Below are 23,152 nucleotides of genomic sequence, written 5' to 3'. Positions count from 1 at the left end.
GGCGCCCCGAAGGGCGCCGGAGCTGGCCTCATTCGGCCGAGTCTTCCTTGGCCTTCTCGGGAGCGACTTCAGCGCCGGTCTCCTGATCGACCATCTTCATGCCAAGGCGCACCTTGCCGCGGTCGTCGAAGCCGAGCAGCTTGACCCAGACTTCCTGACCTTCCTTCAGCGCCTCGTTCGGGTGGTTCAGGCGCTTGTTGGCGATCTGGCTGACATGGACGAGCCCGTCACGCTTGCCGAAGAAGTTCACGAAGGCGCCGAAATCGACGAGCTTCACGACCTTGCCGCGGTAGATCTTGCCCTCTTCGGGCTCGGCCACGATCGAATAGATCATGTCATGGGCGCGCTTGATCGCCTCGGCATCGCTCGAGGCGATCTTGATCACGCCGTCGTCGTTGATGTCGACCTTGGCGCCCGAGGTTTCCACGATCTCGCGGATGACCTTGCCGCCCGAACCGATCACTTCGCGGATCTTGTCGGTCGGGATCGTCATCGTCTCGATCTTCGGCGCGTATTCGGAGAAGCCCTGCGGCGCCGAAAGCGCCTTGGCCATCTCGCCGAGGATGTGCATCCGGCCGTCCTTCGCCTGGGCGAGGGCCTGCTCCATGATCGCCGGGGTGATGCCCGCGACCTTGATGTCCATCTGCAGCGAGGTGATGCCGTTCGCCGTGCCCGCGACCTTGAAGTCCATGTCGCCGAGGTGGTCTTCGTCACCGAGGATATCGGTGAGCACCGCCCAGCGGCCGTCGTCCTCGAGGATCAGGCCCATGGCCACACCCGCGACCGGCGCCTTCAGCGGCACGCCCGCATCCATCATCGAGAGCGACGAACCGCAAACGGTGGCCATCGAGGACGAGCCGTTCGATTCGGTGATCTCCGACACGATGCGGATCGTGTAGGGGAAGTCGGTCGCCGCCGGCAGCACCGCCTGCAGCGCGCGCCAGGCAAGCTTGCCGTGGCCGATCTCGCGGCGGCCGGGCGAGCCCACGCGACCCACTTCGCCGACCGAATAGGGCGGGAAGTTGTAGTGCAGCAGGAAGTTCGAGCGGAAGTTGCCGTTCAGCGCGTCGATGATCTGTTCGTCATCGCCGGTGCCGAGCGTGGTGACGACGAGGCCCTGGGTCTCGCCGCGGGTGAAGAGCGCCGAACCATGGGTGCGCGGCAGCAGACCGACTTCCGACACGATCGGACGCACGGTCTTGTTGTCGCGGCCGTCGATGCGGGCGCCGCCATTGATGATGTCGCCGCGCAGGATGCCCGATTCGAGCTTCTTGATCGCCGAACCGAAGTTGATGTCGGCGAGATCTTCCTCGCTCAGACGCGACTTGATCGTGTCGACCGCGGCGGAGATCGCGTTGGTGCGCTCCTGCTTGTCCTTGAGCGCGAAGGCGGCGCGCATCTCGGTCTCGCCGGCGGCTTTCACCTTGGCGTAGAGATCGGCGTAATCCGGCGGCACGAAGTTGAAGGGCTCCTTCGCGGCGGATTCGGCGAGCGAGATGATCAGGTCGATGACCGGCTGCATCTGCTCATGGCCGAACTTGACCGCGCCGAGCATCTCGGCTTCCGAAAGCTCGTAGGCTTCGGATTCGACCATCATCACCGCGTCCTTGGTGCCGGCGATGACGAGATCGAGGCGCTGCTCGGGGTTCTCGCGCAGCTTGGTCATCTCGTCCATCGACGGGTTCAGGAGGTATTCGCCATCCTTGAAGCCCACGCGCGCGGCACCGATCGGGCCCATGAAGGGCACGCCCGAGATCGTCAGCGCGGCCGAGGCGGCGATCATCGCGACGATGTCGGGGTCATTCTCGAGGTCGCACGACAGCACCGTCGCCATCACCAGCACTTCGTGCTTGAAGCCCGGGACGAAGAGCGGACGGCAGGGGCGGTCGATCAGGCGCGAGACCAGCGTTTCCTTCTCGGAGGGACGGGCTTCGCGCTTGAAGAACCCGCCGGGGATCTTGCCGGCGGCGTAGTATTTTTCCTGGTAGTGCACGGTGAGCGGGAAGAAGTCCTGCCCCGGCTTCGGCTCCTTGGCGAAGGTCACGTTGGCCATGACCGAGGTCTCGCCCAGCGTGGCGATGACCGAGCCGTCGGCCTGACGGGCGACCTTGCCGGTTTCGAGCGTGAGCGTCTCGCCGCCCCACTCGATCGATTTTTTCGTAACGTTGAACATTCAGCGTATCCTGTCTGGGAGCACTCCGGACCCTCCGGTCTCCCGTTTGCGTGGCGGCCCCATTGCCGCCGCCCCTATCCTGTGCATGTGCCCGGGGCTGGCCTCACGTCGCAGATGGGTCGGCGCATACAGGAAAACGGGGGTTTTGGGAAGCGGGGAGTTGGAGGGGGGCGATGGCGGGCGCCACGGCCCAAGGGCCCCGCGGCCTCCCTGCACGGTCGTGCTGCTCAGCCCCAGATCGCGGACAGAACGAGATCCGGCGCTTGCCGCGCAAGCGCGCGCCGGTTCCGGGCTTCGGACTACCCCCAAAGCGACGTGCCCCGAAGGGCCCGCCACCTGGCAGAAGATGGGGTCACTTCTGCAGGTCGATCAGGATCTTCACATGCTCGCCCGAGGGCGAGAGAAGCGCGTCGAACCCTTCGGTCACGGCATCGTCGAGGGCGATCTTCTTGGTCACCACCTTCAGCGCCGGCAGCGCACCCGAGGCGATCAGGTCGACGACCTTCGGCCAGTAATGGGTCGGATAGGCCCAGGCCCCGCGCACATCGACGTCCTTGAAGGTGACGTCATGCCAGTGCAGGCGGCTGTCTTTGGTATGCAACCCGACCTGCACGATCACGCCTTGCTTGCGCACCGCCTGCAGCCCGGTGTTCAGCGCCGCCTCGTTGCCCGAGGCCTCGATCACCTTGTCGACGCCGACGCCGCCCTCGGTCTCGGCCCGGATCCGGGCGACGACATCGTCCTTCATCGGGTTCAGCGTGACGACGCCGGGCAGGATGTCACGCGCGAGCGCGAGCCGGGTCTCGTTCACATCCGACAGGAAGATCTTCGTCGCGCCATAGGCCTTCGACGCCAGCATCGCCAGCATGCCGATCGGGCCGGCGCCGGTGACCAGCACGCTGTCGCCCGCGGTCACACCGCCACGCTCGGCCGCATAGACGGCAACCGCGGTCGGCTCGACCAGCGCCGCTTCCTCCCAGCTCATCGAGTCGGGGATCTTGACCGCGTTGTAATCGTTGACGATCGCCGCCTCGGCCATGCCGCCCCATTCCCAGCTCAGACCGACAAGCGCGAGGTCTTCGCTGAGGTGGAACAGGCCACGATCCGCGTAATAGTCGCCCGAGCGCGGCATCACCAGCGGCTGGATCGAGACCCGGTCGCCGACCTTGACGTTGGTGACGCCCTCGCCGACCGCGGTGACCTCGCCCGAGAACTCGTGGCCCAGCACCTGCGGCGCCTGCGCTCCGGTGAAGGGATGCGGCTCGCTCGGCACGAAGATCGGGCCGGCGACATATTCATGCAGGTCGGTGCCGCAGATGCCGACGAACCGGTTCTTCACCGCTACCTGGCCCGGGCCGGGCTTCGGCAGGTCGGCGACCTCCTCGATGCGCAGATCCTTGGCGGCGTGGAAACGAAGGGCTTTCATGGTCTTCTCCTTTCCGCTTGCGCAGTGGCGCACGCGGGGGCGCGGGCATCGGGGAAACGCATCCGGGAAGCAGGCCACCCCTCGCGCCACTTCAGCGCAAGGTCTTGTTGTTCAAGGTCTTTCGACCCTGTCCGAGAGATAGACCTGTGCGGCGTAGTGTCGAGATGGAAGCGCTGTATACCACCGCACACCGGATGTGCAGCGCGGCCCGGAACCGCGGGCAAAAGCAAAACGCCCGCCTCTTGCGAGACGGGCGCTTGCAATCCGGTCAGGACAGGATCAGCGACGCAGGCCGAGACGCGCGATCAGCGCGGCGTAGCGGCTTTCGTCCTTCTTCTTCAGATAGTCGAGGAGCTTGCGGCGCTGGGCCACCATCATCAGAAGGCCACGACGCGAGTGGTTGTCCTTCTTGTGCTCCTTGAAGTGCTCGGTGAGGTTGGCGATGCGCTTCGAAAGCAGCGCGACCTGAACCTCGGGCGAACCGGTGTCACCTTCCTTGGTGGCGTAATCCTTGAGGATCTGGTTCTTGTCTTCAACGGTGATCGACATCGGGGTCTCCTGTGTCAAAGGGTGATGGCGCAAGCCGGGATGTCGTCCAGCAGGGCCCGTGGAGGTCCGCAAAGGCGGATGCGCGCGTATAGGGGAGAATCGCGCGAAAGGGAAGCGTTTTCACGCCCCTTCCGCGCCGCGCTCAGAGATTGGCGAATTCCGCCGGGGTGACGAGAAGCACGTCGGAGGGGCTCAGATCGCCGGCATCCTCGACCTCGGCGAGCCGCGTGCCGTTGAGCGTGATCCAGGCGTTGCCCTCGGTGTCCGAGGGTTCGATCGTCACATGCGGATCGACATCGGTGTCGGGGTCGTAGACCACGGCGATCTGGTCCTGCGTCGCGTCATAGTCGCAGATCGTGGCAGGTTCGGCCGGGTCGATCCATTCGCCCACCGCGAAGAGATCGCCATCCTCACCGCCCGAGGCCCAGTCATCGGTCCCGATCATCAGCGTATCCGCCCCCGCCCCGCCGTTCAGGAAGTCGCCCGTGTCGGTATCAGTCTCACCCGTTTGCGGATCCGGCACAACCCCGACGAGAACGTCATCGCCATTGCCGCCGAAAAGCTCGTCATGGCCGGCACCGCCCACGAGGATGTCGTTGCCGTCATTGCCCTCGAGCGCATCGTCGCCCTCACCGCCATCAAGGCTGTCATCACCGGCGCCACCGATCAGCGAATCCGACCCGTCGCCCCCGGCGAGCGTGTCGTCGCCCATGCCACCGGCGAGCGTATCGTCGCCATCGTCACCCGACAGCGTGTCCTCGCCATCGTCGCCATGCAGGCAATCGTCCCCCTCTCCGCCGAGGAGTTCGTCATCGCCGCTACCGCCCATGACCATGTCGCAGCCGTCGTCGCCCGCCAGCGTGTCATCGCCGTCATAGCCGTTGATCTGGTCGTTGCCGCCGGCACCGTCGATCGTATCCGCCGCCGCACCACCCCAGAGGATGTCGGCGCCCTCGGTCGCATCGGGCGAGGCCGGGTCTTCGGTGTCGTCATCGTTGCCGAGCGAGGTTTCGGTGCCGGTATCATCACCGCTGCTGTCCGGGTCATCGGTGACCGGATCGTCGCCGCTGGCGTCATCCGTGACCGCGCCGCTGTCGGTGACGTCATCCGTGACCGGATCGACGGTCACGTCATCGGTGCCCTCCGTGCCATCGCTGGTCACCGTACCGGTATCGTCGCCCGTATCGCCACTGCCATCCACGCCCGAGCCATCCGCCGAGCCGTCGTCCACAGTGTCGCCGCCGCTGGTGCCGTCACCGATTTCATCAAGCAGATCGCCGGTGCCGCCCGAGGTGCCGTCGTCCTGCGCCAGCTCGTCCTGTGACGTTTCGTCCTCGGCGCTATCGGCATGGTTGTCGTCAGCGACGCCGGGCATCATCCCGACAGCCATTCCGGCCACCAGAAGCCCCAGAAGTCCGGACAAAAAGAACATGATACTACCCCACTCCAACCGCAGGGATCATAGCAGAAAACGCCCTTTGACCCAAAGGGAAAGCGCCCATTTTCCAGCCGCTGCGCCAATTTTCCGCACAAATGGTTAACACCCCGCGCCCGGGACTCAGAGGGTCTCCCAGAGCTCCGGCTGGCGATCGTAGCCGATGTAAAGCGGATGTTTCGGGGCTCCGGCCTTCGTCAACCCCAGATTGTGGAGCTCGCGCCCGCTCTGGCGAAGCAGCCGCTCCACCGCCGCCCCCCGGTCGAGATGTTTACCATGCGCCCCCCAGGCGCAGATGATCCGGTCCTCCGGGCCCGAAGCCCAGTCGAGACTGTCGCGAATCGCCTCGTCATTCCCGGGGCCGACAGGGTCGGGCTGCGCCTGCATCTCCTTCGGATCGGTGGCGCGCCAGGCGAAGATATTGGTCACCCGAAAGGCGCCGAAGCCAAGCGTCCGCGCCCGCCGCTCGCAGCGCTCGACGGTCGGATCGTTCTGCACCTCGGTCGCGGTCGAGGGGTTGAGCATCACGAAAAGCGCGCGCGGGCGCGTCTCGTCCCAGACCCGGGTCAGCAGGTAGCGATAGCGCTCGCAATCGGAATAGACGGCGACCGAGGGGGCATCACCCTTCACATGGGTTCTGGTGATCACGGCTCACCCCGGTTGAAGACGCGGTCGGGATGCACCTCGCCGCCCATGTAGCGGCCGACCGCGATCGCGCGCCCCTCGTGACTGACCCAGACCTCGGTGCCGAAGTCGATGCCGGAGGTCAGCACCTGCCCCGGATTGCCGTGGCCAAGCCGCACCGCGCCCTCGGCCGTCGCGCGCACCTCGGGCAGATCGGCGAGGCCGAGTTCGAGCGGGAAGAGTTTCTCCTCGAGTTCCGGCCGGCGGGCGAGCGCGTCGAGATCCTCGAGGCTGATCCCCTCGGCGGCATGAAACGGGCCGGACCAGAGCCGGCGCAGCCAGAGCACATGACCGAGGCAACCAAGCGCGCGCCCAAGATCGCGCGCGATCGAGCGGACGTAACCGCCCTTGCCGCAGACCATCTCGAGCTCGACCGTGTCCGCGTCGGGGCGCGCCACCATCTCCAGCTTCTCGACCCAGAGCGGGCGCGCGGCGAGGTCGAGCGTCTCGCCCTCGCGCGCGAGGTCATAGGCGCGCTCGCCATCGACCTTCACCGCGGAAAACTGCGGCGGCACCTGCTGGATATTGCCGCGAAAGGCACCGAGCGCCGCCTCGATCTCCTCATCCGAGGGACGCAGGGCCGAGGTCTCGATCACGTCGCCCTCGGCGTCGTCGGTCGTCGTCGCGGCGCCGAAACGCACCTGGAACCGATAGCATTTCAGCGCATCGGTGATATAGGGCACGGTTTTCGTCGCCTCGCCCAAGGCCACCGCCAGAACCCCGGTCGCGGCGGGGTCGAGCGTGCCGGCATGGCCCGCCTTCTTCGCGTCGAGCGCCCAGCGGACCTTGCCCACGACCCCGGTCGAGGTCACCCCCGCCGGCTTGTCGACGACGATCCAGCCGGAAATGTCGCGACCCTTCTTGCGTGCCATGTCGTTCTCCTTCGAAGGCCCGCCTGCTAGCGCGACGGGGCCTGCGGGTCAATCATGCGCGACGAGGCCGACGATCGGCCCCATCGGCAGGCCGAGATCGGCGCGCCCCTCACCCGGCACGATCAGCCGCGAGATCGAGCCGTCGAGATAAAGCGCGTTCGGCGCGCCGAGTTCGTCGCGGAAGAAGCGTGCGAAACGGTGGAAGGTGACCGGCCTGTCGGAGATCACGAACCAGGCGGTAAGCCCATCGGCGGAGACGCCGACACCGTTGCGGATATTGGTGCTGTCGCTGTCGGGCAGGAACTTCGGATGCAGCGCGCCGTCGATCACCAGCATCGGCCCCGATTGCGTGGCGAAGCGGCAGGTGGGGCGCTCGGCGGCGAAGGCGTGGGTCTCGATCACACGGAAGGTGTCGGCGACGCAAAAGACGCCATTCGGTGTGAGGCCGAAATTCCCCGGCCCCTCGGCGGTGACCAGCGGGCGGATCTCGCTGCCGTTCTCGACATAAAGCCCGACCGGGTGGCGGTCGGGCGCATACATGCCGGCATTCATCGCGAAGACCAGCCGCTCGCCCTGCGCGATCTGCGCCTGCAACCGCTCCGGCGTGCCGATCAGCGCCCCGGTGGGATCCTTGAGCCAGAGCCGCAGATCCTCCCCCGCCTTGGCCTCGCAGACGGTAAAGGGCACGCCCTCGAAATCGGTGGTGCGGCAGGGGTCTTCGGCCAGCGCGACGCGCGGCACGATCAGCGCGAGCGCCGCGAAGAGGCTATTCCAGATCGTCTTCGTCTTCATCGTCGTGAGGTGCGATGTCGCGTTGCACCGTCTCGTCCGAGAACATCCGCCGCGTCTCGTCGAGCCGGTCGAAGGTCTCGTCGAGCCGGAACCGCAGGTCGGGCGCATATTTCAGCGTCATCGCCTTGGCGACGTGGTGGCGCAGCTCGCCCGTATGGCGGCGCAGCGCGGCCAGCATCGCCTCGGCCGTCTCCCCGCCGAGCGTGCCGCCGAGCGGCGCGACATAGACGGTCGCGACCTTGAGATCGGGCGAGGGGCGCACCTCGCCCACCGTGATCGAGATCTTGTTGAGATCGGGGTCATGCACCTCGCCACGGATGAGCACATCCGAAAGCGTGCGCCGGATGAGCTCGCCCACGCGGAGCTGCCGTTGCGAGGGGCCATCGCCCGAGGAGAAGCGGTTCTTTGCCATACCCCGCACATAGTGCTTTGCGCGGATGCAGGCAACGGGGCTTTGCCAAGAGGCCCCGCGCGGGCTAAAAGGCGCCCAAACAGAGGAGCGAAAGATGAGCGACTTGCCGGGTATCACGATCACCGGGGTTTCGGGGCGGATGGGGCGGATGCTGGTGCAGACCGTCGCCGCCTCGGGCAAGGCGCGGATCGCCGGCGCGGTCGAGCGTGCAGGCCATGACTGGATCGGCCGCGATCTGGGCGAGGCGCTGGGCGGCGCGCCGATGGGGGTGATCGTCACCGCCGATCCGCTCGAGGCCTTCGCCGTCTCGCAGGCGGTGATCGACTTCACCGCGCCGGTCGCGACGCTCGGTTTTGCCAAGCTCGCGGCACAGGCGCGGGCGGTGCATGTGATCGGCACCACCGGGTTTGAGGCCGAAGAGATCGCCGCGCTCGAACCGGCCTCGCGGCATTCGGTGCAGATCCGCGCGGGGAACATGAGCCTTGGTGTCAACCTGCTCACGCTGCTCACGAAAAAGGTCGCGCAGGCGCTTGATGCCGACTGGGATGTCGAGATCGTCGAGGCGCATCACAACCGCAAGGTCGATGCCCCCTCGGGCACGGCGCTGATGCTGGGCGAGGCCGCGGCCGAGGGGCGTGGCATCTCCCTTTCGGAAAACCGCGAGTCGGGGCGTGACGGCATCACCGGCGCGCGCAAGCACGGCGCGATCGGGTTTTCCTCGATCCGCGGCGGCGACATCGTGGGCGAGCATGACGTGATCTTTGCCGGCATGGGCGAGCGGATCGTGCTGCGCCATGTCGCGACCGATCGCGCGATCTTCGCGCGCGGCGCGCTCAAGGCCGCGCTCTGGGGGCTCGACCAGAAACCCGGGCAATATGACATGATCGACGTGCTCGGGCTGTAACCGCCCGGGCCGCGGCGCGGGGCCTAGCCGCGCACCGCATAATCCCGCGCGCCGAAGATCGCAGAGCCGACGCGCACATGAGTCGCCCCCGCGGCGATCGCCGCCTCGAAATCGGCGCTCATCCCCATCGAGAGCGAAACCAACCCGTTGCGCGCGGCCATCTCGGCCAGCATCGCGAAATGCGGCGCGGCATCCTCGCCCTCGGGCGGAATGCACATCAGCCCGATCACCGGCAGATCCATCCGCCGCGCCTCGGCGACGAATGCGTCGAGATCGGCAGGCAGCACGCCCGCCTTCTGCGGCTCCTCCCCGGTATTCACCTGCACGAAGAGATCGGGGCTTGCCCCGCGCGCCTGCGCGAGGCTTGCGAGCTTCGTCGCGAGCGAGGGGCGATCGAGCGTATGGATCGCCTCGAACAGCTCGACGGCGAGTTTCGCCTTGTTCGTCTGCAAGGGGCCGATCATATGCACCGCGACACCGGGGAAATCCGCGCGCCAGGCGGGCCATTTGCCAGCCGCCTCCTGCACGTAATTCTCGCCGAACAGCCGGTGGCCCGCGCGCAGCACCGCCTCGACCCGCTCGGCCGGCTGCACCTTCGACACCGCGATCAGCTGCACGGAACCGGGGGCACGCCCCGCCGCAGATTCGGCCGCGGCCACACGCCGGGTGATTTCATCAAGTCCCATCGCATCCTCCATCGCCGGCAAAAGATCACGCGAAGGCACAAAAGAAAAGAGCGGGCACAAGGCCCGCTCTTTCCAAGTCATGCTCTGAAAAATCAGAACTTGAACTTCACGCCGAGGTCGGCGGTGACGTTCGAGCCGTCCAGATCCGAGTCCGAGATGCCGCCGGCAACCGAGGCGCCGCCGCCCAGATCGTAGGAAGCACCGAGGCCCCACCAGGTCGCGCCGTCGAGGCCGAGCGCAGTGGTCGCAGCGTCAGTGAACTCGACCTTCTGGACGTAACCCATAACGGTGGTCGCGCCGAAGACCGACGACACGCCGAGGCCATAGGCCTGGTCAACCGGGTTGCCGTCGTCGCCAGCCGCGTAATAGGCCTTGACCGAGGTATTCCCGAAGTTGGCAACACCAGCCAGTTCAACCTGCGACAGCTTGTCGTCACCGAAGAGGGTCGTACCCGTCGGCAGATCAACAACTTCGTAGCCCAGACCAACGGTGTAGTTCTGGAAGGTGTAGGCGGCAGCGATCGCGTATTCCTGCGCGTCGTCAACCGTCGCGCTGTAGGCGTTGTCACCCATCGCCCACTTGCCGTCCGACAGCGACGCGGCAACCGAGAAGGCGCCGGCCGAGTAGGTGTACAGCAGAAGCGGGTTGTTCGGGCCGGTGGTGGCGCCCGAGTCGCCGGTCAGGTAGGGGATGTCGTTTTCGAGCAGGCCCTGGCCGTTCAGGCCAGCGAAGCCAACGTAATCGCCTTCACCAGCGGTCAGATCTTCGTAGCCGACTTCCGGCAGGTCGCCGAACAGGGCTTCCGGAGCCGAAACGGTGTCGCCCATTTCGATCTTGCCGAAGGCGCCCGAGATGTAGACCGAGCCCTCGGAACCGTAGGCAGCGCCGTTGTTCGAGACCGAGTCACCAGCCTGGTCGGCACGGAACGAACCGCCGAACTCGAGGCCGCCATCGGTCTGACCCGAAAGCGTGAACGTCACACGAGCGCGGCTCGAGAAGTTCCAGTCATCACCGTTGTAGACAACGCCCATACGGCCGTCGCCCGAGAGCGACACTTCAGCGGAGGCGAAGCCAGCCGAGAGGACCAGGGCGGTCGTCGCGAAGAGAACCTTTTTCATCGTTTTCCCTCATTTTCTCAAAAGGACCCCCAACTCAGGGGAATCCGAGTTGGGTATGGAGGCTTTTTCCCTCCGCAGACCTCGCAATGCAATGAAAACGACCGGGTATCAGGCAAAGGCATGGCGCCTGGTGCAGTCTTGCCACAGTGCCGAAAGGCGCCCGCCATCCTTTCGCGGGCGCTCACGCGCGCAATCTGCTGTTTCCGTGTCGCCGCAGCCCGCAGACGCACGGCATGGGGAAAAACCTTGTCGCTGCGCAGGCCATCCGCTAGAGACAATTTTGAACCGAAGCTTGGAGCCTGCGGGGGCAGTCAACGAATGAAGTCCAGTCACATTCTTCGCGTGGCATCGGCCCTTGGCCTGAGCCTTGCCCTGGCGGGCTGCGGCGGGATCTCGAGCGGCAAGCTGTTCGGCGGCTCGTCCCGGCAGGTCGCGCAGACCGATGCGAACGGCAAGCCCTACCCGAATGCGGCGGCGCAGTCGCATCTGAGCGGCTACAACCAGAGCATCATGGATGCCAACAATCCCGCGGCGAAGAAGCAATCGTCGGTCTGGGACCTGTTCTCGAACAAGGACGATCCGAATATCACCGTCGAGGTGAACAAGTATCTCTGGAACGCCTCGCTCGAAGTGCTCGATTTCTTGCCGATCCAGTCGGTTGACCCGTTCTCGGGCCTGATCGTCACCGGTTACGGCACCCCGCCCGGCGGTGGGCGCGCCTACAAGGCGACGATCCACATCACCGATCCGGCGCTCGACGCGCGCTCGCTCAAGGTCTCGCTCGAGAGCCGCGGCGGCAGCGTCTCGCCCGACACGGTGCGCGCGGTCGAGGATGCGATCCTGACCCGGGCACGGCAGCTGCGGATCCGCGATTCGGGTCTCTGAGCCGCCCCCTTCCGAAACGATGCGAAATCCCCGCCCGAGCCAGCCTCCGGCGGGGATATTTCGTCACTTTGGACGCTGATCTCTGGACCTCCGGGGCAGCGCCGGTGTAGCAGGGCGCGTCAGATTTCCGCACGAGGGGCCGAGATGTCGCGCTACGAGCCGAGCCAGACCGAGACGAAATGGCAAGACGCCTGGAACGAGGCGCAGGTCTTTGCCGCCAAACGCGATCCGGCCAAGCCGAAATATTATGTGCTCGAGATGTTCCCCTACCCCTCGGGGCGCATCCACATGGGCCATGTGCGCAACTACACGATGGGCGACGTCGTGGCGCGCTACAAGATGAGCTGTGGCTTTTCGGTGCTGCATCCGATGGGCTGGGACGCCTTCGGCATGCCCGCGGAAAACGCGGCGATCGAGCGCGGCGGCCATCCGAAGGACTGGACCTACGGTAATATCGCCGACATGCGCGGGCAGATGAAGCCGCTGGGCCTGTCGATCGACTGGAGCCGCGAATTCGCCACCTGCGACCCGGAATATTACGGCCAGCAGCAGGCGATGTTCATCGACATGCTCGAGGCCGGGCTCGTCTATCGCAAGAATGCGGTGGTGAACTGGGATCCGGTCGACATGACCGTGCTCGCGAATGAGCAGGTGATCGACGGCTGCGGCTGGCGCTCGGGCGCGCCGGTCGAGCGCAAGGAACTCACGCAGTGGTTCTTCAAGATCTCCGATTACGCGGGTGAGCTGCTTGCCGCACTCGACGGGCTGAAGGACTGGCCCGAGAAGGTGCGGCTGATGCAGGCGAACTGGATCGGCAAGTCGCAGGGCCTGCAGTTCCGCTTCGACACGGTGAACGCACCCCAGGGCTTCCCGCAGATCGAATGCTACACCACGCGCCCCGACACGCTGATGGGCGCAAGCTTCGTCGGCATCTCGCCCGACCATCCGCTGGCCAAGGCGCTCGAGGCGAATGACCCGGAGATGGCCGCCTTCATCGCCGAATGCCGCAAGGGCGGCACCACCGAGGAGGCGATCGAGACCGGAGAGAAACTGGGCCGCGACACCGGCATCCGCGTGCGCCATCCGCTCGACCCGGCCTGGGAACTGCCCGTCTGGATCGCGAATTTCATCCTGATGGATTACGGCACCGGCGCGATCTTCGGCTGCCCGGCGCATGATGCGCGCGACTTCGAATTCGCGACGAAATACGAACTGCCGATCCATTCGGTGTTCCGCCCGGTGACGGATGAGACCGCCGCCGCCGACCTGCCGCCGAGCGCGGAATTCGTTCCGCTGAAATCGGAAAAGGTGCGCTATATCCGCGGCTTCGCCGGGGAAGAGGTGCAAACCGGCGAGGAGGGCGTCGCCGCCGCCATCGCCTTTGCCGAGGCGCAGGGCTTCGGTGAGGGCGTCACCAAATACCGGCTGCGCGACTGGGGGCTGAGCCGCCAGCGCTACTGGGGCTGCCCGATTCCGGTGGTGCATTGCGCCGCCTGCGGCGTGGTGCCCGAGCGCAAGGAAAACCTTCCCGTCCGCCTGCCCGACGACGTCACCTTCGACAAGCCGGGCAATCCGCTCGACCGTCACCCGACCTGGCGCGACTGCACCTGCCCGAGCTGCGGGGCGCCTGCGCGGCGCGAGACCGACACGATGGACACGTTCGTCGATTCGTCCTGGTATTACGCGCGCTTCACCGCGCCCCATGCGACCACGCCCACGGTCCCGGAAGAGGCCGAATACTGGATGAACGTCGATCAGTACATCGGCGGCATCGAGCATGCGATTCTGCACCTGCTCTATTCGCGTTTCTTCGCCCGCGCGATGCACAAGACCGGCCACCTCCCCGCGAAGGCGATCGAACCTTTCGACGCGCTCTTCACCCAGGGCATGGTCACGCATGAGATCTACAAGACGACCGACACCAATGGCCGCCCGGTCTATCACCTCCCCGAGGAGGTCGACCGCGAGAGCGCGACGCTGAAGGCGACGGGCGAAAAGCTCGAGATCATCCCCTCGGCCAAGATGTCGAAATCGAAGAAGAACGTCGTCGATCCGATGAACATCATCCGCGATTTCGGCGCCGATACCGCGCGCTTCTTCGTGATGTCGGACAGCCCGCCCGAACGCGACGTGGAATGGACGGCGGCGGGCGCCGAGGCGACGGCGAAATTCCTCGCCCGCGTCTGGCGCATCGCCGAGGAGATCGCCGAGGGTGCCGGTGGCACGGGCGGGGCCGAGGATACGGCCCTGATGAAGGCCGTGCACAAGGCGATCGACGAGATCACCCGCTCGATCGACGGCTTCGCCTTCAACAAGGCGGTGGCGGCGATCTATGGCCTCACCAACACGCTTTCGAAATCGGACGCCTCGAACGCCGCGAAACGTGACGCGATGAAGCTGATGGCGCAGCTGATGGGGCCGATGGTGCCGCATCTGGCCGAGGACATCTGGGCCGTGCTCGGCGGAGAGGGATTCGTCGTCAAGGCGCCCTGGCCGAAGGCCGACCCCGCGCTTCTGGCCGAGGACGAGGTCACGCTGCCCATTCAGATCAACGGCAAGCGGCGTGGCGAAGTGACCGTGCCGAAGGACATGCCCGCGGCAGAGGTTGAAAAGATCGTCCTGGCGGAGGAAGCTGTGGTCAAGGCGCTGAACGGCGCCGCACCGAAAAAGCTCATCGTCGTGCCGGGGCGGATCGTCAATGTGGTCATCTGACCGTCGTAACTTCATCGCGCTGGCGGGGGCCGTGGCCCTTGCCGGCTGTGGCTTCACCCCGGCCTACGGGCCGGCGGGGGGCGGCGCGAAGCTCTTGGGCTCCGTGCAGCCCGACGCCCCGAAGACGCGCGACGATTTCGCGCTGACCCAACAATTGTCCGCCCGCATCGGCCCGGTGCAGGCGCCGCGCTATCGCCTCGCCTATACCGTCACCACCGACCAGCTCGGCCAGGCGATCACGCCGCAGGGCGCCACCACGCGCTATTCGCTGACCGGTTCGGTCGATTACACGCTTTACGGGATCGGCTCCGATGCGGTGCTGCTCGCCGGCAAGGTGAGCTCCTTCACCTCCTGGTCGGCGACCGGCACCGTCGTCGCCTCCGCCGCGGCCGAGGAAGACGCGCATCGCCGCCTGATGCGGATGCTCGCCGATCAGATCGTCACGCGACTGCTCGCGCAGGCGAGCACCCTGCCGCAATGAAGCTCTCGGGCGCTGCGGCGAGCCGCTATTTCGGCAAGCCCGAGGCGGGGCGCACGGGCCTTCTGATCTTCGGTGCCGATGCGATGCGCGTGGCGCTGCGCCGGCAGGAGGTGATCGCCGCGTTGATCGGGCCGCAGGGCGAGGAGGAGATGCGTCTCACCCGGATCCCCGCCGGCGATCTGCGCAAGGATGGCGCGGCGCTGCTTGACGCGGTGAAGGCCGTGGGCTTCTTCCCCGGCCCCCGCGTCGCCTTCGTCGAGGACGCCACCGACACGCTGGCGCCGACGATTAAATCCGCACTGGAGGACTGGCGCGAGGGCGATGCGCAGATCGTCGTCACCGCCGGATCGCTCACCGCGAAATCGGCGCTGCGCAAGCTGTTCGAGGGGCATTCCAACGCCTATGCCATTGGGATCTATGACGATCCGCCCAGCCGCGAGGAGATCGAGGATATCCTCCGCCGCGCCGGTCTGCGCGACATCGCGCCCGAGGCGATGACCGATCTGATGGCCCTTTCGCGTGCGCTCGACCCCGGCGATTTCCGCCAAACGGTCGAGAAGATCGGGCTTTACAAGTATCAGGACACGGCACCCCTCACCCCCGCCGAGGTCGCCGCCTGCGCCCCCTCGACGATCGAGGCGGAGGTCGACGACGTGCTCGCGATCGTGGCCGAGGGGCGCGCGCGCGAGCTTGGCCCCACGATGCGGCGGCTCGAGGGGCAGGGCGTGCTGCCGGTGACGCTCGCGATCATGGCGCTGCGCCATTTCCGCGCGCTGCATTTCGCGGCTTCCGACCCGGGCGGGCCGGCGAACGGGCTGACGCGGATGCGCCCGCCGGTCTTCGGGCCGCGGCGCGATGCGATGCAGCGGCAGGCCTCGGGCTGGGGGATGTATCGGCTGGAGGAGGCGCTGAAGGCGCTGATCGAGGCGGATCTGACGCTGCGCTCGGCCTCGAAAGCGCCGCAGATGGCGGTGATCGAGCGGGTGCTGATGCGGCTTGCGATGATGGCACCGCGATGACCGCATTGGTGATCGGTGGCGGCCCGGCGGGGCTGATGGCGGCCGAGGCGCTCGCACGCGCGGGCCATGCCGTCACGCTTTGCGAGGCGAAACCGACGCTTGCGCGCAAGTTCCTGATGGCCGGCAAATCCGGGCTGAACCTGACGAAGGACGAGCCGCGCGAGCGTTTCCTGGATGCCTATCGCGGCGAGCTGCTGCGCCCCTCGGTCGAGGCCTTCGGCCCCGAGGAGATGATCGCCTTCGCCCGCGGCCTCGGCGTCGAGCTCTTCACCGGCTCGACCGGCCGGGTGTTTCCGGTCGAGATGAAGGCCTCGCCGATGCTGCGCGCCTGGGTGCGGCGCCTCGCCGATCTGGGCGTCGAGATTCGCACGCGCTGGCGCTGGACGGGGTTTTCGGGCGAGGCCTTCGCCTTCGACACGCCCGGCGGGCCGGTCGCGATCACGCCCGAGGTCACCGTTCTGGCGCTGGGCGGCGCAAGCTGGCCGCGGCTTGGCTCCGATGCGGCCTGGGTGCCCTGGCTTGCCGCGCGCGGCGTCGAGATCGCCCCGTTCCGCCCCGCGAACATGGGCTTTCTGATCGACTGGTCGGCGCATATGACCCCGCATCTCGGCCAGCCGGTGAAGGGCTGTGCGCTGATCGCCGGGGATCGCATCTCGCGCGGGGAATTCGTGATTTCCGCGCGCGGGATCGAAGGCGGCGGCATCTATGCGATCGCCGCCGATCTGCGCGAGGGGGCGCCGCTCGCGCTCGACCTCGCGCCCGGTCTCGACCTAGAGGCGCTGGCGCATCGGCTGGCGAAAGCGGGCGCGAAGGAAAGCGCCGCGAACCGGCTGCGCAAGGCGCTGCGGCTCGACCCGGTGAAACTTGCGCTTGCGATGGAATGGGGCCGCCCCCTGCCCGCCGATCCGCATGCCCTGGCCAGGCGGCTCAAGGCGCTGCCGGTGCGCCATGGCGGACCGCGCCCGCTGGCCGAGGCGATCTCGTCGGCCGGCGGCATCACCGCCGCGGCGCTGACGCAAGAGCTCGAGCTGCGCGCCCTACCCGGCGTCTTTGCCGCGGGCGAGATGCTCGACTGGGAGGCGCCGACCGGGGGCTATCTGCTCACCGGCTGTTTCGCGAGCGGTCTCACCGCCGGGCGCGCGGCGGCGGCGCGGCTCGCCCGCTGATCTTGTTCCCCGCACAATCGCCCCGTTGACGGCACCCGCGCGCCGTGGCGAACTGGCCGCTCGCGCCCGGGAGAGGCGCGGGGAGAGACCGATGACCCAGAACCGCCTCATCACCCCCGTCCTCGTCGGTGGTGCGATCATCCTGATGCTGAGCTTCGCCGTGCGCGCCTCCTTCGGCGTGTTCCAGATCCCGATCGCGGCGGAGTTCCACTGGCCACGTTCGGAATTCAGCCTCGCGATCGCGATCCAGAACCTCGCCTGGGGCATCGGGCAGCCGATCTTCGGCGCGCTGGCCGAGCGTTTCGGCGACCGCCGCGCGATCGTCGTGGGGGCGGTGATGTATGCGGCGGGCCTCGTGTTCTCGGCCTTCGCGACCCAGCCTTGGCAGCACGACCTGCTCGAGATTTTCGTCGGTTTCGGCATCGCCGGCACAGGCTTCGGCGTGATCCTCGCCGTGGTCGGCCGCGCCACCTCGGACGAGAACCGCTCGCTCGCGCTTGGCATCGCCACCGCCGCGGGGTCGGCAGGCCAGGTCTTCGGCGCGCCCGTGGCGCAGGTGCTCTTGGGCCATTTCGCCTGGCCGACGGTGTTCATCCTCTTCGCCGCGGTGATCGTGGTGAGCCTTCTCGCCCTGCCGATGCTGCGCAGCGAACCGCGCGCCAGCCGTGCCGAGCTTGAGGAAAGCATGGGCACGGTGCTGCTGCGAGCCTTCCGAGATCCCTCCTACACGCTGATTTTCCTCGGCTTTTTCTCCTGTGGCTATCAGCTTGCCTTCATCACCGCGCATTTCCCGGCGATGGTGACGGAGATGTGCGGCGCAGTGCCGCCCGGCTCGATGCTCGCCGGCCTCGGGATCCAGACGCAATCGGCGCTTGGCGCCGCGGCGATCTCGCTCATCGGGCTCGCGAATATCGTCGGCACGATCTACGCCGGCTGGGCGGGCAAGCGCTGGAGCAAGAAATATCTCCTCGCCGGGATCTATGTCGCGCGCACCATCGCCGCGGCGGTGTTCATCCTGGTGCCGATGACGCCCGCCTCCGTCCTGATCTTCTCGCTGGTGATGGGGGCGCTCTGGCTTGCCACGGTGCCGCTGACCTCGGGGCTCGTCGCCTATATCTACGGGCTGCGCTACATGGGCACGCTTTACGGATTTGTCTTCCTCAGCCATCAGCTCGGCGCCTTCCTCGGCGTCTGGCTGGGGGGCAAGCTTTACGACATCTACGGCAATTACACGATGGTCTGGTGGGTCGGCGTGGGCGTCGGCGCCTTCTCGGCGCTCGTGCATCTGCCGGTGCGCGAGCGCCCGATGCAGGCTCAGCCGGCCTGAAGCAGCGCGGCGAGCCCCGCGCGGTAATCGGGGTAGCGCAGCGTCACGCCCAGTTCGCGCTTGATGCGGTCGTTCCGCACCCGCTTGTTCTCGGCGTAGAAGCTGCGCGCCATCGGGCTCAGATCGGCTTCGTCGAAGGGCACGCCGGGCGGCTCGGGCAGGCCGAGCAGCGCCGCGGCATGGCTCAGCACGTCCTCCGGCGGGGCGGGATCGTCGTCGCAGACATTGTAGATGCGCCCCGGATTCGGCTGCGCGATCGAGGCGGCAAGCACCTGCGCGATATCCTCGACATGGATGCGGGAGAACACCTGCCCGGGCTTGAGGATGCGCCGCGCGCTGCCCTCGCGGACCTTTTCGAACGGGCCGCGCCCGGGGCCGTAGATCCCGGCGAGGCGGAAGATGTGGAGGCGCAGCCCGGGGATCGCCTGCCAGGCCTGCTCGGCGGAGACACGCATCGCGCCGCGCCTCGTCGCCGGGGTGAGCGGCGTGTCCTCATCGACCCAGCCGCCACCGTGATCGCCATAGACGCCCACGGTGGAAAGATAGCCGACCCAGTCGAGATGCGGCGCGGCCTCGGCGATCCGAGTGCCCAGCGCGTTCAGCACCGGATCGCCCGAAGCATCGGGCGCGACCGAGGTCAGAAGATGCGTCGCGCGACCGAAGGGCAGATCGGCGCCCGGCCAGACCAACGCCTCGACCCCGGTCTTTTCCAGTGTCCTCGCCTGCGCGGCATCGCGCGTCGTCGCGATGATCTGCCAGCCCTCGGGCAGGAGCAGCTGCGCGAGGGCCTGCGCGGAATAGCCGTGGCCGATCGACAGCAAAACCTTCATGCGCCGCTCCGGTCGATATGGCCGAGGTCGCGACCCGGCTCGATGATGTCGCGGATGCGGGCCTTGAGCTCCTTCGCCTCGGGGAAACCGCCGTCGCGCTTGCGCTCCCAGACGAGTTCCCCGTTCACCCGCACCTCATAAACGCCGCCATAACCCGGGATCAGCGCCACCTCGCCAAGGCTCTCGCCAAAGGTCTGCAACAGCTCCTGCGCCATCCAGCCGGCGCGCAGCAACCAGTTGCAGCCGGTGCAATAGGTGATCGTGATGCGGGGTTTTTGCGCCTGTTCCATACGCAAGATGTAGCGCGCCCCCCCTGTCACCACAACATCACTTGCAGCGCGGGCAAGCCGGTGGCACCCTGAGCCATGGAACAGCAGAACAGAATGAAATCATGGCCCGAGGCCGCGCCGCGTCTGATCGCCGTCGCTGCGGGCCGGGCGCCGGCCGATCTGGTGATCCGGCAGGGCAAATGGGTCAACGTGCAGTCGCGCGAGGTGCTCGAGGGCTACGACGTCGCCGTGGCCGAAGGGCGTTTCGCCGCCATCGCGCCGGATCTGAGCGGTGCGATCGGCCCCGAAACGCAGGTGATCGAGGCGGCGGGGCGCTACATGATCCCGGGCCTGATCGACGGACATATGCATATCGAAAGCGGCATGCTCACGCCCGCGGAATTCGCCGCCGCGGTCATTCCGCATGGCACCACGACGATGTTCACCGACCCGCACGAAATCGCCAATGTCCTTGGCCTTGCCGGCGTGCGGATGATGCACGACGAGGCATTGATGCAGCCCGTCAACATCTTCACCCAGATGCCGAGCTGCGCCCCCTCGGCGCCGGGGCTGGAGACCACGGGCTACGAGATCTCGGCCGAGGATGTGGCCGAGGCGATGACCTGGCCGGGGATCATCGGGCTCGGCGAGATGATGAACTTCCCGGGCGTGATCAACGGCGATCCGAAGATGCTCGCCGAGATCGCGGCGACGCAAGCCGCCGGCAAGACGGTCGGCGGCCATTACGCGAGCCCGGACAAGGGCGCGCCCTTCCGCGCCTATCTCGCCGGCGGGCCCGCCGACGATCACGAGGGCACGCGCGAGGAGGATGCGATCGCGCGGGTGCGCAATGGCATGCGCTCGATGATGCGGCTGGGCTCGGCGTGGTATGACGTCGAGACGCAGATCACCGCGGTGACCGAAAGGGGTCTCGATCCACGGAATTTCATCCTCTGCACCGATGATTGCCACTCCGGCACGCTGGTGAACGAGGGGCATATGAACCGCGTCTACCGCCATGCGGTGGCCTGCGGCTGCGACCCGCTCATTGCGCTGCAGATGTGCACGGTGAACACGGCGACGCATTTCGGGCTTGAGCGCGAGCTCGGTTCGATCGCGCCCGGGCGGCGCGCCGATCTGATCCTGACCTCCGATCTGACGACGTTGCCGGTCGAGGTGGTGATCGCGCGGGGCAAGGTGGTGGCGGAGGGCGGCACGCTTCTCGCCGACTGCCCGCATTACGACTGGCCCGAGGCGGCGCGGAAGACCGTGAACCTCGGCAAGCGCCTCACCGCGGCGGATTTCGCGATCGCCGCGCCGGAGGGGGCGAATACCGTCACCGCGAAGGTGATCGGCGTCGTCGAGAACCAGGCGCCGACGAAGGCGCTGATCGCCGAGCTCGACGTGGTCGATGGCCTCGCCCAGCCCGACGAGGGCAAGGACATCGCGCAGATCGCGCTGGTCGAGCGCCATCGCGCGACGGGCGGCGTGGTGAACGGCTTCGTCTCGGGCTTCGGTTACAAGGGCAAAATGGCGATCGGCTCCACCGTCGCGCATGACAGCCACCACATGATCGTCGTCGGCACCGACCGCGAAAGCATGGCGGCGGTCGCCAATCGCCTGGGGGAGCTTGGCGGCGGCATCACCGTCTGGAAGGACGGGGCGGAAATCGCCTGCGTGCCGCTGCCGATCGCGGGGCTGATGTCGAATGACCCCGCCGCCGAGGTCGCCGCGCGCGCCAGCCGCATGGTCGAAGCGATGGCGGAGTGCGGCTGCACCCTCAACAACGCCTATATGCAGCATTCGCTGCTCGCCCTCGTCGTGATCCCCGAGATCCGGATCTCCGATCTCGGCCTTGTCGATGTGACGAAATTCGAAATCACGGATCTTTTTGAATGAACGACCCTTTGACGATCCTCACGCCGCATCCTTCCGCGCCCGAGCTTTTCACCGATGCCGCCGCCGCCGTCGCCCGGCTCGAGGAGCTTTATGCCGAGGCGACCGGCTTCCTGCTGACGAAGTTCAATGAGGTGCTGGCCTCGGGCCGGGCGATGGCGCGGTTTCGCGCCTTCTACCCGGAGGTGCGGATCACCGTGACCTCGCATCTCAAGGCCGACAGCCGGCTGAGCTTCGGCCATGTGCCGTTGCCGGGCACCTATGTCGCCACGATCACGCGGCCTGATCTTTTCCGCAACTACCTCACGCAGCAGATCGGCCTTTTGATCCGCAACCATGGCGTGCCGGTGACGATCGGCCCCTCCGCGACACCGATCCCGGTGCATTTCGCGGTCGCCGCCCATCCCGACGTGACCGTGCCGCAGGAGGGGGTGCTCGCCTTCTCGCTGCGCGACGTCTTCGACGTGCCGGATCTGGCCACGATGAACGACGATATCGTCAACGGGCTCGCCGGGCTGAACCCGGATGGCTCGGGGCATCTGGCCCCCTTCACCGCGCAGCGCGTCGACTATTCGCTCGCACGGCTGAGCCATTACACCGCGACCCAGGCCGAGCATTTCCAGAACCACGTTCTCTTCACGAATTACCAGTTCTATGTCGACGAGTTCGAGAAGGTCGCGCGCGAGAAACTGGCCGATCCCGCCTCGGGCTACGAGAGCTTCGTCGCGCCGGGCAATGCCGAGATCACCGCGGCGGACGGCGTGATCCCGCCGCTTTCGAAGCTGCCGCAGATGCCGACCTATCACCTCAAGCGCGCCGACGGGAACGGGGTGACGCTGGTCAATATCGGCGTCGGCCCCTCGAACGCGAAGACGGCGACCGACCATATCGCCGTGCTGCGCCCGCACACCTGGCTGATGGTGGGTCACTGCGCCGGGCTGCGCAATTCGCAATCCTTGGGCGATTTCGTCCTCGCCCATGCCTATCTGCGCGAGGATCACGTGCTCGACGACGATCTGCCGATCTGGGTGCCGATCCCGGCGCTGGCCGAGGTGCAGGTCGCGCTGCAGGAGGCGGTGGCCGAGGTCACCCGGCTCGAGGGATACGAGCTCAAGCGGATCATGCGCACCGGCACCGTGGCGACGATCGACAACCGCAACTGGGAGTTGCGCGATCAGTCCGGCCCGGTGAAGCGGCTGAGCCAGTCGCGCGCCGTCGCGCTCGATATGGAAAGCGCCACGATCGCGGCCAATGGCTTCCGCTTCCGGGTGCCCTACGGCACGCTTCTTTGCGTTTCCGACAAGCCGCTGCATGGCGAGCTGAAGCTGCCCGGCATGGCGACGGAATTCTACCGCACCCAGGTCGCGAACCATCTGCGCATCGGCGTGCTGGCGATGGAAAAGCTGAGCGCGATGCCGCTCGAGCGCATCCATAGCCGCAAGCTGCGCAGCTTCGAGGAGACCGCCTTCCTCTGAACCGGCTTAAAACCGCTTTGGCTGGCGAAAAACTCTTGCCA

General features: G+C 66.9%; 21 protein-coding genes. 9 read left to right on the top strand and 12 right to left on the bottom strand.

Annotated features, from left to right (window positions below; translation table 11 throughout):
- Positions 1–28: 28 nt before the first annotated feature.
- The 8 genes from pnp to rbfA all read right to left on the bottom strand — a co-directional run bounded on the left by pnp (position 29) and on the right by rbfA (position 8,343).
- Positions 29–2,173: a polyribonucleotide nucleotidyltransferase gene (gene pnp / locus AB7U46_RS02425; protein ID WP_428335335.1), complete on the bottom strand. Its 2,145-nt coding sequence runs from the start codon at positions 2,171–2,173 to the stop codon at positions 29–31.
- 352 nt (positions 2,174–2,525) lie between these two features.
- A complete protein-coding gene (locus AB7U46_RS02420) occupies positions 2,526–3,599 on the bottom strand; it encodes a 2,3-butanediol dehydrogenase (protein WP_428335334.1) in 1,074 nt (357 codons plus the stop codon).
- Between the two features lie 279 nt (positions 3,600–3,878).
- Positions 3,879–4,148 carry a 30S ribosomal protein S15 gene (rpsO, locus tag AB7U46_RS02415; protein ID WP_428335333.1) on the bottom strand — a complete coding sequence of 90 codons (270 nt, stop codon included), beginning with the start codon at positions 4,146–4,148 and terminating at the stop codon, positions 3,879–3,881.
- Between the two features lie 142 nt (positions 4,149–4,290).
- Positions 4,291–5,580, bottom strand: coding sequence for a calcium-binding protein (locus AB7U46_RS02410; RefSeq protein WP_428335332.1), 1,290 nt, complete (start codon positions 5,578–5,580; stop codon positions 4,291–4,293).
- 126 nt (positions 5,581–5,706) lie between these two features.
- A complete protein-coding gene (locus tag AB7U46_RS02405; RefSeq protein WP_428335331.1) occupies positions 5,707–6,231 on the bottom strand; it encodes a DUF1643 domain-containing protein in 525 nt (174 codons plus the stop codon).
- On the bottom strand, positions 6,228–7,139 hold the full coding sequence (gene truB, locus AB7U46_RS02400) for a tRNA pseudouridine(55) synthase TruB (RefSeq protein WP_428335330.1): 912 nt from the start codon (positions 7,137–7,139) through the stop codon (positions 6,228–6,230). The genes AB7U46_RS02405 and truB overlap by 4 nt, the downstream gene beginning before the upstream one ends.
- A gap of 48 nt (positions 7,140–7,187) precedes the next feature.
- Positions 7,188–7,931 (bottom strand): phosphodiester glycosidase family protein, encoded by a 744-nt coding sequence (locus AB7U46_RS02395; RefSeq protein ID WP_428335329.1) that lies wholly within the window; start codon positions 7,929–7,931, stop codon positions 7,188–7,190.
- Positions 7,906–8,343, bottom strand: coding sequence for a 30S ribosome-binding factor RbfA (gene rbfA, locus AB7U46_RS02390; RefSeq protein ID WP_428335328.1), 438 nt, complete (start codon positions 8,341–8,343; stop codon positions 7,906–7,908). Before rbfA ends, AB7U46_RS02395 begins: the two co-directional genes overlap by 26 nt.
- 94 nt (positions 8,344–8,437) lie before the next feature.
- Here rbfA and dapB point away from each other — a divergent pair, with 94 nt between their 5' ends.
- A complete protein-coding gene (dapB, locus tag AB7U46_RS02385) occupies positions 8,438–9,247 on the top strand; it encodes a 4-hydroxy-tetrahydrodipicolinate reductase (protein WP_428335327.1) in 810 nt (269 codons plus the stop codon).
- 23 nt (positions 9,248–9,270) lie between these two features.
- Here dapB and AB7U46_RS02380 read toward each other — a convergent pair whose 3' ends face one another.
- On the bottom strand, positions 9,271–9,933 hold the full coding sequence (locus tag AB7U46_RS02380; RefSeq protein ID WP_428335326.1) for a YggS family pyridoxal phosphate-dependent enzyme: 663 nt from the start codon (positions 9,931–9,933) through the stop codon (positions 9,271–9,273).
- A gap of 92 nt (positions 9,934–10,025) precedes the next feature.
- A complete protein-coding gene (locus tag AB7U46_RS02375) occupies positions 10,026–11,051 on the bottom strand; it encodes a porin (RefSeq protein WP_428335325.1) in 1,026 nt (341 codons plus the stop codon).
- 318 nt (positions 11,052–11,369) lie between these two features.
- On the opposite strand from AB7U46_RS02375, the gene AB7U46_RS02370 reads away from it, so the two are divergent.
- The 6 genes from AB7U46_RS02370 to AB7U46_RS02345 all read left to right on the top strand — a co-directional run bounded on the left by AB7U46_RS02370 (position 11,370) and on the right by AB7U46_RS02345 (position 18,641).
- Positions 11,370–11,936, top strand: coding sequence for a DUF3576 domain-containing protein (locus AB7U46_RS02370; protein WP_428335324.1), 567 nt, complete (start codon positions 11,370–11,372; stop codon positions 11,934–11,936).
- Between the two features lie 144 nt (positions 11,937–12,080).
- Complete coding sequence (gene leuS, locus AB7U46_RS02365) at positions 12,081–14,648, top strand: leucine--tRNA ligase (protein WP_428335323.1); 2,568 nt, start codon at positions 12,081–12,083, stop codon at positions 14,646–14,648.
- Positions 14,635–15,129: an LPS assembly lipoprotein LptE gene (gene lptE, locus AB7U46_RS02360; protein ID WP_428335322.1), complete on the top strand. Its 495-nt coding sequence runs from the start codon at positions 14,635–14,637 to the stop codon at positions 15,127–15,129. The genes leuS and lptE overlap by 14 nt, the downstream gene beginning before the upstream one ends.
- Positions 15,126–16,148 (top strand): DNA polymerase III subunit delta, encoded by a 1,023-nt coding sequence (gene holA / locus AB7U46_RS02355; protein ID WP_428335321.1) that lies wholly within the window; start codon positions 15,126–15,128, stop codon positions 16,146–16,148. Before lptE ends, holA begins: the two co-directional genes overlap by 4 nt.
- A complete protein-coding gene (locus tag AB7U46_RS02350) occupies positions 16,145–17,314 on the top strand; it encodes a TIGR03862 family flavoprotein (RefSeq protein WP_428335320.1) in 1,170 nt (389 codons plus the stop codon). Before holA ends, AB7U46_RS02350 begins: the two co-directional genes overlap by 4 nt.
- A gap of 91 nt (positions 17,315–17,405) precedes the next feature.
- Positions 17,406–18,641, top strand: coding sequence for an MFS transporter (locus AB7U46_RS02345; protein ID WP_428335319.1), 1,236 nt, complete (start codon positions 17,406–17,408; stop codon positions 18,639–18,641).
- On the opposite strand, the gene AB7U46_RS02340 is transcribed toward AB7U46_RS02345, so the two are convergent.
- Together AB7U46_RS02340 and AB7U46_RS02335 are read right to left on the bottom strand one after the other, a co-directional pair.
- On the bottom strand, positions 18,629–19,471 hold the full coding sequence (locus AB7U46_RS02340) for an SDR family oxidoreductase (RefSeq protein WP_428335318.1): 843 nt from the start codon (positions 19,469–19,471) through the stop codon (positions 18,629–18,631). The two genes, AB7U46_RS02345 and AB7U46_RS02340, sit on opposite strands and share 13 nt — an antisense overlap.
- A complete protein-coding gene (locus tag AB7U46_RS02335; RefSeq protein WP_428335403.1) occupies positions 19,468–19,761 on the bottom strand; it encodes a SelT/SelW/SelH family protein in 294 nt (97 codons plus the stop codon). The genes AB7U46_RS02340 and AB7U46_RS02335 overlap by 4 nt, the downstream gene beginning before the upstream one ends.
- A gap of 93 nt (positions 19,762–19,854) precedes the next feature.
- On the opposite strand from AB7U46_RS02335, the gene ade reads away from it, so the two are divergent.
- Both ade and AB7U46_RS02325 read left to right on the top strand, forming a co-directional pair.
- Complete coding sequence (ade, locus tag AB7U46_RS02330) at positions 19,855–21,639, top strand: adenine deaminase (RefSeq protein WP_428335317.1); 1,785 nt, start codon at positions 19,855–19,857, stop codon at positions 21,637–21,639.
- A complete protein-coding gene (locus AB7U46_RS02325; protein ID WP_428335316.1) occupies positions 21,636–23,111 on the top strand; it encodes an AMP nucleosidase in 1,476 nt (491 codons plus the stop codon). Before ade ends, AB7U46_RS02325 begins: the two co-directional genes overlap by 4 nt.
- Positions 23,112–23,152 lie beyond the last annotated feature (41 nt).

It is taken from the genome of Paenirhodobacter sp. (assembly GCF_050177655.1).
Classification (GTDB): Bacteria; Pseudomonadota; Alphaproteobacteria; order Rhodobacterales; family Rhodobacteraceae; genus Rhodobacter.
This window is presented reverse-complemented; position numbering and strand designations above follow the sequence as displayed.